At 68.3% G+C, this 10478-nt stretch carries 8 protein-coding genes; 4 read left to right on the plus strand and 4 right to left on the minus strand.

Annotated elements, in window-relative coordinates:
• Positions 1–72: 72 nt before the first annotated feature.
• The 4 genes from ABZ260_RS14890 to ABZ260_RS14905 form a co-directional block, all read right to left on the minus strand.
• Positions 73–1101, minus strand: a complete 1029-nt coding sequence (locus tag ABZ260_RS14890; protein ID WP_355616996.1) for an oxygenase MpaB family protein — start codon at positions 1099–1101, stop codon at positions 73–75.
• Positions 1102–1234: 133 nt separating this feature from the next.
• Positions 1235–2197, minus strand: a complete 963-nt coding sequence (locus tag ABZ260_RS14895; RefSeq protein WP_355616998.1) for a zinc-binding dehydrogenase — start codon at positions 2195–2197, stop codon at positions 1235–1237.
• 9 nt (positions 2198–2206) lie between these two features.
• Positions 2207–3094 (minus strand): hypothetical protein, encoded by an 888-nt coding sequence (locus ABZ260_RS14900; protein WP_355617000.1) that lies wholly within the window; start codon positions 3092–3094, stop codon positions 2207–2209.
• Positions 3095–3199: 105 nt separating this feature from the next.
• Positions 3200–4660: an acetyl-CoA synthetase gene (locus tag ABZ260_RS14905; RefSeq protein WP_355617002.1), complete on the minus strand. Its 1461-nt coding sequence runs from the start codon at positions 4658–4660 to the stop codon at positions 3200–3202.
• Between the two features lie 318 nt (positions 4661–4978).
• Between ABZ260_RS14905 and ABZ260_RS14910 the strand changes: the two genes are divergently transcribed.
• The 4 genes from ABZ260_RS14910 to ABZ260_RS14925 all read left to right on the plus strand — a co-directional run.
• A complete protein-coding gene (locus tag ABZ260_RS14910) occupies positions 4979–6094 on the plus strand; it encodes a serine protease (RefSeq protein ID WP_355617004.1) in 1116 nt (371 codons plus the stop codon).
• A gap of 393 nt (positions 6095–6487) precedes the next feature.
• A complete protein-coding gene (locus tag ABZ260_RS14915) occupies positions 6488–8080 on the plus strand; it encodes a hypothetical protein (protein WP_355617006.1) in 1593 nt (530 codons plus the stop codon).
• 216 nt (positions 8081–8296) lie between these two features.
• On the plus strand, positions 8297–9517 hold the full coding sequence (locus ABZ260_RS14920) for a serine protease (RefSeq protein WP_355617008.1): 1221 nt from the start codon (positions 8297–8299) through the stop codon (positions 9515–9517).
• A gap of 129 nt (positions 9518–9646) precedes the next feature.
• Positions 9647–10478: hypothetical protein (locus tag ABZ260_RS14925; protein WP_355617010.1), on the plus strand; the 832-nt coding region annotated here is incomplete at its 3' end.

A 10478-nucleotide genomic window follows, 5' to 3' on the forward strand; every position in this document is an offset into this window, starting at 1 on the left:
CGACGCGCGCCGGTCCGCGCCCCCGCCACGCGACGCGCGCGGACCGGCGGCACCCGGAGCGGCGGCCTTTCCTCAGGCGACGCGCATGGCGCGGGTGAGCCGCTCCTGTGCGCGTGCCGCCCGCCTGGCGTGATAGGCGATCGGCAGATATCTGGCCCGCTCGGGCAGGCGTGGCATCGTCACGGCGACCGCCCTGCCGAGGCGGCGCAGCCGCACCTCGTCCCTGGCGGTCCACGGCAGTTCCAGCTTCCGGCGGACGGCGTCCGGCAGCGTGCCGACCGTGACGAAGTGGTTGAGCCGGCCCGAGGTCAGACCGAGCGGGCGCCACAGTGCCCGCAGCGGCCCGCGGAGCAGCGGCGGTGCCCCCACGGTGAGCGTGGTCTCCAGCACGTCGTGCGCCGTCGGATGGTTCTCCAGCGTGTTGTCGACCATGTCGTGGAAGTAGGTCCAGTAGTCGTCGACCGTGGCGGGGAACATCCGCTCGGGGACCCGCAGGATCCGGCCCAGGCGGATGATCTCCTCGTACAGGCGCCGCTCCTCCTGCGGGGTGTACGGCCGCTCGCCGAAGTACCTGGCCATGGTGACGGCGCGCTCGAAGGCGGTCAGGTGCACCCAGGCGTACGGTCCCGCGCTCAGCGCGTGGTAGCTCCTGCCCTGCGCGTCGACGCCGCTGATGTCCTTGTGCATCTCACGCAGGCGCTTGCCCTCCTCGATGGCCTGCGGCCCTCCGTACACCCAGGTCTGCAACGAGTTGAGCGAGCGGGTGAGCCGTCCCCACGGGTCGGACCGGTAGACCGACTGCCGGCCGACTGCGGCGCCGATCGCCGGGTGCATGACCTGCATGATGAGACCGCCGCCGAGCAGGAACATCAGCCGCTGGTCGCCCATCCCGTCCCAGAGCAGGTCACCGGGGCCGAACGGTTCGGGATCGCTGCGCGCGTGCTCGCCGTCCCTCGCCTCAGGGAGAGCCGGGACGGCGCTCACCACCGGGCCGCCACGCGTGCCGGGACCGCCGTACGCGGAGGAGCCGGCGGGCGCGGCGAGGGGGGCGCGCGGCGCGTCGGGGTCGTCGGGGTCACGTTGCGCGGTTGAGTCGGTCATTCCGGGCCTCCCGGGCGATACATCGCTCATCCGTGTTCTACCACCCGGGAGGTAGAAAAGTAACCCGTTACTTATGCACCTGATCGGAAACACATCGGTGCCCGGTAGTGCTCTGCTCCGCCGCGGACCGCGTTCACCCCGGCAGCGTGAAGACGACCTTCCCGAAGAGCTCGCCCTCGTGCATGGCCGCGATGCCCTCGCGGGCCTCGGTCAGCGGGAGGACCCGGTCGATCAGCGGGCGGGTACCCGTCTGCTCCATGAAGCGGGCGAGCCTGCCCAGCTGGTCACGGGTGCCCATGGTGGAGCCGATCACCGAGAGCTGCAGGAAGAAGATGCGGTTCAGCTCGGCCGGCGGGACCACTCCGCTGGTCGCGCCTGAGATCACGATCCGTCCACCGGGGCGCAGCGCCTTCAGCGAATGCGCCCAGGTCGCCTGGCCGACGGTCTCCATCACCGCGTCGACCCGCTCGGGCAGCCGGGCGCCGTCCTCGAACACCTGGTCGGCGCCCAGTTCCAGGGCCCTCGCCCGCTTCTTCTCAGAGCGGCTGGTCGCCCAGATCCGATATCCCCCGGCCCGGCCCAGCAGGATCAGCGCGGTGGCCACGCCACCGCCCGCGCCCTGGACCAGCACCGTCGAGCCCGGCTCCAGCCCGGCCTTGTCGAACAGCATGCGGTAGGCGGTCAACCAGGCCGTCGGCAGGCAGGCGGCCTCCTCGAAGCTGAGCGCGGCGGGCTTGGGCACGAGGTTGCGCCTGGGCACGACGACCCGCTCGGCGAAGGTGCCGTCGTACTTCTCCGACAGCAGGGAGCGCTTCGGGTCGAGCGTCTCGTCGGCACCGTTGCCGATCACCGAGTGCACGATGACCTCGTTGCCGTCCTCGTCGTACCCCGCCGCGTCGGTGCCGAGCACCATCGGGAGCTGCTCCGCGCGGATGCCCACGCCCTTCAGGGTGAAAAGGTCGTGATGGTTGAGCGAGACCGCTCTCACCGTGACGGTGGTCCACCCCTCGGGGACCTGGGGTTCCGGGCGCTCACCGAGGGTGAGACCGGCGAGCGGGTTGTCGGGATCGATCTGCGTGGCGGTTACAGCGAACATGGCCGCACCTTACGCTGTCCGCCTGATCACTATCTCAGCGACCGTCCTTTCCACGTGCCCCCGCTCTCCCGAGGCCGCCACGTACACACCGTCCTGGCAGGTCTCGGCGGAGAAGCGGCGCCGCTGCTCGATCACGGAGAGCTCGATCGCCGCGACGTCGCAGCCGGGCACCGGTGCCAGCACGAGCAGCATCTCCCTGGCCCCGCCGAACCACAGCTGCGGCCCCACCTGCTCGCCGCGGAAGGTCTCCCCCGCCCCGGCCAGCCGCACCGGAGCACGGGCGTCGAGCACGAGGTAGCCTCCCTTGGTCACCCTGCCGCGCAGGTTGCGCGCCCAGAGCATGCGCTGCTCGAAGGGCATGCCGTCCTTGAGATCGCGCAGCGCCACGAACCAGGGGTCGAACGCGAACAGCAGCACCTCCCCCTCGGCGGGGCTCATCGGGTGCCAGAGCGTGACCTGCCCGGCCAGCTTCCGGATCATCGGCCTGCCCATCGCCACCCCGGCCGGCCCTCCCGGCGGCACGGTCAGCTGCCGGTACGTGCCGGCCTCCCCGTCGAGCCTGCCCGTCATCGCGGGCCGGACCCCCAGCCTGGCCAGGCCCAGTTCAGCCGGGTAGTCGACCTCTGCCGCCGAACCGTCGGGGAAGACCACGTTGAGGATCTCCCTGCCGCCCCTGCGACGGGGCCGGGGGTAGAGCACGTTGGAGACCTCCTTGGCGCCGGCCACCGTCCGGGTGGGCACCGGCGGCGGGAGCGGCGGGGCCGCGCCGGGCTCCCGGCCGGCCAGCAGGACCAGCACCGGCACCACCAGGAGCGCCGCCAGCACCGCGGCACCGATCCAGCGCCGAGGTCCCCGCGGGGACCTCGCCTCGATGATGTCGTATCGGCCACCGGCCACGTCCTGGGCCGCCTCCCGCGGAGAAGGTATGGTGCGACTCCATCTTCGGATTCGGGCGATCTCGATACCAGCACGGATCAGAGTCGATACCCGCCGGGGAGGCCGTCACCAGGTCGCGACGTTCACCGGCCCTTCGGGGACCAGGCGCACCTCGGCGCCGACCAGTTCCCGCGACTCGGCCTCGGCGATCAGATCGGGCCCGCGGACGTGGGCGTGTGCCCGGCCGCCACCGGGAAGGTCGGCGATCAGGATGCCTCGTTCGGCCGCTCCGTCCCTGCCGTGCGCGACCGTGTATCCGGCGACGGTCGCGGGTCCCTCGTAGGAGTCCGCGATCGGCACCGGTTCCGCGACGTACACCGGCGCGGCGTCGCCCAGGGCGCCGCCGGGCTCGGTGGACCAGACCGCGTAGGTGTGCTTGGTCAGGTGCATGCCGACCCCGGTGACCAGCCCGTGGCCCGGCGCGGCCCGCAGGCGCTCGGCCATCGCCGCCGTGGAGTGCAGGACGTAGTCACTGGCCGGCCCCCCCGCGTACGGCAGGCCACCCGTGACGGTCAGCCCTCGCGGGTCGAGCGGGTCGAGCCCTCCTGCCGCGCAGGCGGCGCGGAGCGCGATCGCGAAACAGCTGTAGAGGTCCAGTGCGGACATCTCGTCGAGACCGGTCCCCGCCCGCGCGAAGGCCGCCCGCGCCGCGGCTGCCATGGCCGGCGAGGAGCCGAGCACGGGACGGGCCGCCACCTCCCAGGTGTCCTCGGCGTAGGACCATCCTCGCAGGTAGACGCGCTTGTCTCGGGGGATGCCGAGCCGGTCGGCGAGCCCGTCGCCGACCAGGATCACGGCGGCGGCCTGGTCCACCTCCATGACCGCGACGGTGCGCCTGGTGTAGGGCCAGCCGACGATGCGGTTGTCCGCGGCCGGGGTGACCAGTTCCGAGGGCTTTCCGACCTCCCGGTACCAGGCGTGCGGGTTGGCCGCGGCGACCTCGGTCATCGGGGCCATCATCAGCCCTCGTGCCGCCCGCTCCTCCTCGATGGACTCGCCCGCCGCCGCCCGCCGGGCCGTTTCCATGATCGCGTAGGTGTGGACGGGCAGGAACAGCTCGTGGGCCAGCTCGGCCGGGTGCGGGGGCCGCTCCCAGCCGTAGGGCGGCTTGGGATTCGCCGGATGGCTCCACGCCACGCGCTCCCCCGCCCTGCGCAGGGCCCTGCGCGTGGCCAGCGCCTCGGCTCCGGCGACCAGGGCCGCGTCCAGCTCACCCCTGGCGATCATCGAAGCCGCCTCCCCGAGGAGCAGTTGCGGTGCCGTACCGCTCACCTTGGAGTAGGCCCGGTGGCGGGGAGCGGCGCCGAGCCGCTCGGCGAGCCTGGCCGTCGGGTCGTCGTACTGCCAGGACTCGGTGTAGACGACCTGGATCGAGTCGAGGGCGTTCAGCAGACCTGGGGCCCCGGCGTCGGCGGCGGCCTCGCGGGCGACGAGTTCCCACAGATCCAACGGCTCGGGCCCCGGCTGGACGCGGACCGTGTGCTGGGCGACGCCGACAAGGCATGGGGTACGGGGATCTCCACTCATGCCGACATCCAACCAGAACATAATTCGGTTTAATAGACCGAGGGTGCCGGAGTTACCCGAGAAACCTTCGGTAATCGCTGTTACCAATGGTGCCACAGATGCCCATAGATGCCTCCAACACCCGCGATGACCTGCAAAAATGCCTATTTGTTAAACCATAACAAATCGCTATTTAAATAACGAGATCGCATCGCCTGGAACCATTCAATGCTTTTTCCCGTCAATTCCTCGCCGAGCGCTCGATTCAGTCAGTAACGTTCCGATCGTTTTCCCGGCGAGGAGAGGTCCCGTCTCCACGCCGAGCACGAAAGGAGCTTCATGAATTCCCGAGCACGGCGCCTCACGATCCCCCTCACCGGCGTTCTCATGATCGCCGGAGTGATCGGCGCCACCACAGGTGCCAACGCCGCTCAAGCCCCCAACGATGTGGTCAGCTCCCCGGCCTCTGAGACGGCCACGGAGGCCACCTCCTTCTGGTCGCCCGAGCGCATGCGCAAGGCCACGGACGCCACCGGCGACCTCGACCTGAGCATCAAGGGCGGCAAGGCCTCCGGCGCCGCGGGCCCCGACGGCCCCGGCGGAGCGGTCCCGCCGATCGGCGAGGAGGGCGCCAAGTCCGCCAAGAGCAAGCACGTCAACCTGCCCAACACCGTCGGCCGCGTCTTCTTCACCCTGCCCGGCGCCAACCCGGCGGACCCGAAGAGCTGGAAGTACTGCTCCGGCAGTTCCGTCCAGGGCAAGTACCGCAACGTGGTCGCCACCTCCGCGCACTGCGTCTACGACGTGAAGACCAACCAGTTCTACGACAACTGGATCTTCATCCCGTCCTACTGGGACGGCGACCAGGCGTGGGACGGCAAGAACCCCTACGGCATCTACGCGGCCAAGTGGTTCAACGCGCACGACGACTTCGTGGTGAAGGAGGACTACGACTACGACTACGCCTTCGTCAACGTCCACTCCGGGTTCAAGGTGAACTGGGAGAAGGACAAGGACGGCAAGTGGCACCCGATCATCAAGAAGGTCGGGCGGCTCGGCGACAACGTCGGCGGCCAGGGCTTCGCCTGGAACCAGAAGATCAATAACACGGTCTTCGCCTTCGGCTACCCGGCCGGACTGCACCCCGACGGCGACAAGCCCTTCTCCGGTCGCACGATGAAGTGGTGCTACGGCAAGACCGGCGCCATGCCGGCCGCGCCGAAGTACAACGTCCAGGAGCACATCGGCTTCAAGTGCGCCTTCACCGCGGGCGCGAGCGGCGGCCCGTGGCTCTACAAGTACAAGAGCTCCAGCCGGACCGGCTACCTGGTCGGCGTCAACAGCATCGCCTGGGACACCGACAAGAACGACCGGTACGACAAGATCTCCTCGCCGTACTTCAACAGCGACACCTACAAGGTCTACAAGGCCGCGGCCAACCGCTGGACCGACTGACCCGCACGACGCACAGCGTCGCCGTATACCCGCGGCCGGCCGGAGGAATGACGAGGGGCCCGGTCTCAGGATCGGGCCCCTCGTCGCGTCGGCGGCCACGGCCCCTCCTCCCCGGAACGTTCCGGAGGCGAGGGACACCCAACGACCAGTCTCGGCGTTTCCGCAGTTCACACGCTCAAATGAGCCGTACGAGACCTCTCGATCAAGCAAGGGAAGATCAGACGGGTGGAACAGATTTCCGGTTCCATGAATTTGGTAACGAAATCATATCGGTCCAGGCTGTTGCCCGTTTTGTAGCCCTTTACCCCATCTTTGCCGAGTACGGTCACCTCTTGTCTCTTTACGCATGCGTGGATCGCGTCCCGAGTGATCCATGACAAAGAAGGAGCTTCATTGAACCCCCGAGCCAAGCGCCTGATCCTTCCCCTCGGCGGTGCCCTCGCGGCAGCCGCGATGATCGGCGCCTCCCTCCCCGCCACCGCCCAGGCGAGCACCGCCGACCCCGACATCAAGTCGACGGCGCTCACCCCCTCCGGTAACGCGAAGGCCATCGCGGGCTACTGGACCGCCTCGAAGCTGAAGTCGGCGAAGACCTACCTCTCCGACTCCACCGTTTCGGCGAAGCTGAACAAGACCGGCGCCGCCAGGGCGGCCGCCGACGGCAAGCCCGGCGTCGTCGCCCCCACCGGCGAGGGCGGCAAGTCCGCCGGCAAGTCGCGGAACGTGAACCTCCCGATCACCGTCGGCAAGGTCTTCTTCGTCGACAACAAGGGGCAGGAGCGCTGGTGCTCCGGCAGCTCCGTGCAGTCGAAGTACCGCAACCTGGTCGCCACCGCCGGCCACTGCGTCTACGACACCGACACGAACAAGCCGTTCAGTAACTTCGTCTTCATTCCGGGCTACTACCAGGGCAAGGCTCCCTGGGGCATCTACGTCGGCGCCAAGGTCAACACCCACGACGACTTCACGGTCTACGAGGACTACGACTACGACTACGCCTTCGTCAACGTCTACAACGGCATCAAGCAGACCGGTGTCAAGGAGGTGACCGCGCCCACGTACGCGGCCACCAAGGGGCACAAGTACACCGAGGACAAGGAGATCTCCAAGACCGAGTACGCGGCGGGGATCGAGAAGTACGGCGAGAACGGGCCCTACTGGAAGAAGTCGGCCGACCCCAAGGTCGAGACCGTCGCCAAGCCCGCCGACGCCGAGAAGTACATCGAGGAGTACGTCAAGGACGGCCGGGGAGGCGTCAAGCTGACGGCGGTCGAGGTCGTCGAGAGCGCCTACAAGGCCGCCCCCAACGGCCTGGACAACCATGCCAAGTTCGAGCGCTTCAGCGACGACAAGGGCAAGGTGGCCATCAGCCAGGAGGAGTACCGGGAGCTGGTCAAGCAGAAGGCCGAGGGTAACTTCCTCGGCAAGCTTGAAGCCACCAAGGACGTCAACGGCAACGAGATCGCCTGGTACAAGACCCGGTTCTTCGTGAAGAAATGGGTCAAGACCAGCGTGAAGGAGCTCTACTACTACACGAGATTCTTCGTGGTGCTCCTCGCCGACGCGGGACGCCTCGGCGACAACGTCGGCGGCCAGGGCTTCGCCTGGAACCAGAAGCTGGGCAAGAAGGTCTTCACGTTCGGCTACCCGACCTCGGCCCACCTGGACGGCGACAAGCCGTACTCCGGTCACACCCAGAAGTGGTGCTACGGCACGACCGTCGCCGCGCCCGTCGTCGCGGCCTACAAGGCCGAGGAGCACCAGGCGATCAAGTGCGCCTTCACTCCCGGCGCCAGCGGCGGCCCCTTCCTGTTGCAGTACAAGAACAGCAAGCGGACCGGCTACCTCAACGGTGTGGTGAGCCTGACCGTCGACAGCGACAAGAACAACCGCTACGACCGCGTCACCACCCCGTACTTCAACGGTGAGACGTACGGCATCTACAAGCACGCGGCCAACCTCTGGACCGGGAAGCTCCCGGCCTAGGACGCAGGCTGTGTGAACCAGGAAGGGCCCGGTACACACCGGGCCCTTTCCGCAGCTTCACGGGGTGCTTATACACCCTCAGACACACTGACCAGATAACGGAGCATGAGCGGATCGGTCCAGCGAACTGCCCAAAACCAAGTTGATCTGGAAAAATCACCCCTTGCATCCCTGGTAGCCCTCTGAAACTCCGGCCCTCCGAAAGGAATCCCCCTCATGTCCTCCCGCGTACGGCGGCTCACGGCCACGCTTGGGGCGCTGATCGCCGCCTGTGTGACCATGACGTCGGCATTCGCCGGGAGCGCCGCGGCGGGTCCGCTGAACACGGTGCCCAGCGGCATCACCTCGATCCCGCTGACCAAGAGCGTCGCCGACATGCGGCGGATCGCGGAGTACTGGAGCCCGGCCAGGCTCAAGCAGGCCATGGACAACGTGCCCGCGACACCCGGGGTGAAATCCGGAAGCACCACTCCCTCGCCGTCCCCCAGCACCGGAAACACCGCCACCGGAAGCGCCACGGCCGGAAGCGCCACGGCCGCCGCCGCCGGGGAGGCGGGCGGCACGACGGCCATGACCGAGGAGACCACCACCGCGGCCGTCGGCGGGAAGAGCGCCGCCAAGCCCGGGGGGGCCGCGCCGCTGGTCAGGCCCACCCTCCCGAAGAAGCGGGCTCCGGGTTCCGGCGGCTCTCCGCTGACCGTCGGCAAGGTGTTCTTCCGGATCGGCAACAAGGACTACTGGTGTTCCGCCTCCTCGGTGGCGGCGGCCAACCACAACCTGGTCGCGACGGCCGGACACTGCGCCTACGACGCCAAGACGGGCAGTCAGGCCGAGTACTGGATCTTCATCCCCGGCTACGACAAGGGCAACACCCCGTACGGGATCTATGTCGGCCACTCGCTCAACCTGCACGAGGACTTCGTCGGCAGGGGTGACTACGACTACGACTACGCGTTCGTCACCGTGCACGACGGCTTCAGGTGGAAGGCGGGTAAGACCGCCGGCACCTACGAGATGGAGGGTGTCGGAAGCCTGGAGGACAACGTCGGCGGGCAGGGCCTGGCGACCAACCGGGGCACCGGCCTGTTCACCCTCGCCTTCGGCTACCCCGCCGCCCCGCACCCCGACGGCAGCAGGCCCTACGACGGCCAGCGGCTCAAGTCGTGCGACGGGCGCACCGAGAAGGTGCGGGCCCCCGCTCGCCTGGTCGAGCAGGGTATCGCCCTGACCTGCGGATTCACCAACGGCGCGAGCGGTGGCCCCTGGCTGATCTCCTACGACAACAGGACCGCGCTCGGTTACCTCAACGGCGTCAACAGCTTCGCCTGGGACACCGACACCGACCGCAGGTACGACCGGATCTCCTCCCCGTACTTCATCGCGGCGACCTACGTCGCCTATCACTGGGCGGCCACCCAGCAGGCGCCCCGAACATAAAGCCGCCTTAAGAGAGCCTTAAGAGAGGCTTAGACGACGTTTGGCCCGGCGATCCCTGCATAGGTTCGTAGCTTGTCGTCCCGCAGTTCCCGGACGTCCGGGAACGTTGCAGCGCAAGGAGCTCGTCTTTTGAAGCACTCTCTTCTTCCCCTCGGTGGCGCCGCAGCCGCCACCGCCCTGCTGGCCACCACCCTGGTCGGCCCCCTGGCGGGCACCGCTCAGGCCGCCCCCGACTGGGCGACCGACCCGATGGCCGGGAACAACTCCTCGGCGGTCTCGGTCATCAACTTCTGGGCGGCCTCGAACTTCGCCGCCCTCAAGAGGGCGACCGTCTACAACGCGGACCCCGGTGCCCCGAAGATGAAGGTCGGCGGCGGTTTCTCCCCCGACGGCAGTCCCGGCAGCGTCGGCCCGACCGGTTCCGAGAAGCCCACCCCGTCGCTCGCCAAGAACGTCAACCTGCCCAAGACCATCGGCAAGGTGTTCTTCGTCGTCAACGGGCAGTACCGGTGGTGTTCGGCCACCTCGATCCAGGGCAAGTACCGCAACCTGGTCGCCACGGCCGGCCACTGCGTCTACGACCCCGGCAGCAACAGCGACACCCTCGACAAGTGGGTCTTCGTCCCCGGCTACTACCAGGGCAAGACCCCGTGGGGCATCTACGTCGGCAAGTCGGCGTGGACGCACTACGACTTCGCCAACTACGAGGACTACGACAAGGACTACGCCTTCGTCACCGTCTACAACGGAGTCGCCTTCAACGGCGTCAAGCAGGTCACCAAGGCCGAGTACGCGGGGTTCAGCGGTCCCAAGTGGTCGCGCGGCTCGCACTACTACATCCTGCTCTCCAAGGATGTCGGCCGCCTGGGTGACAACGTCGGTGGCCAGGGCTTCACCTGGAACCAGAAGACCGGAAAGCCCGTCTACGTCTTCGGCTACCCCGCCGCCCCGCACCCCGACG

Source organism: Streptosporangium sp. NPDC006013 (assembly GCF_040614275.1).
Lineage (GTDB): Bacteria > Actinomycetota > Actinomycetes > Streptosporangiales > Streptosporangiaceae > Streptosporangium.

Coding starts and splice junctions, on each gene's coding strand:
- ABZ260_RS14895 (WP_355616998.1), bottom strand. CDS start 2,197: ATGTTCGCTGTAACCGCCACGCAGATCGATCCCGACAACCCGCTCGCC.
- ABZ260_RS14905 (WP_355617002.1), bottom strand. CDS start 4,660: ATGAGTGGAGATCCCCGTACCCCATGCCTTGTCGGCGTCGCCCAGCAC.
- ABZ260_RS14910 (WP_355617004.1), top strand. CDS start 4,979: ATGAATTCCCGAGCACGGCGCCTCACGATCCCCCTCACCGGCGTTCTC.
- ABZ260_RS14890 (WP_355616996.1), bottom strand. CDS start 1,101: ATGACCGACTCAACCGCGCAACGTGACCCCGACGACCCCGACGCGCCG.
- ABZ260_RS14920 (WP_355617008.1), top strand. CDS start 8,297: ATGTCCTCCCGCGTACGGCGGCTCACGGCCACGCTTGGGGCGCTGATC.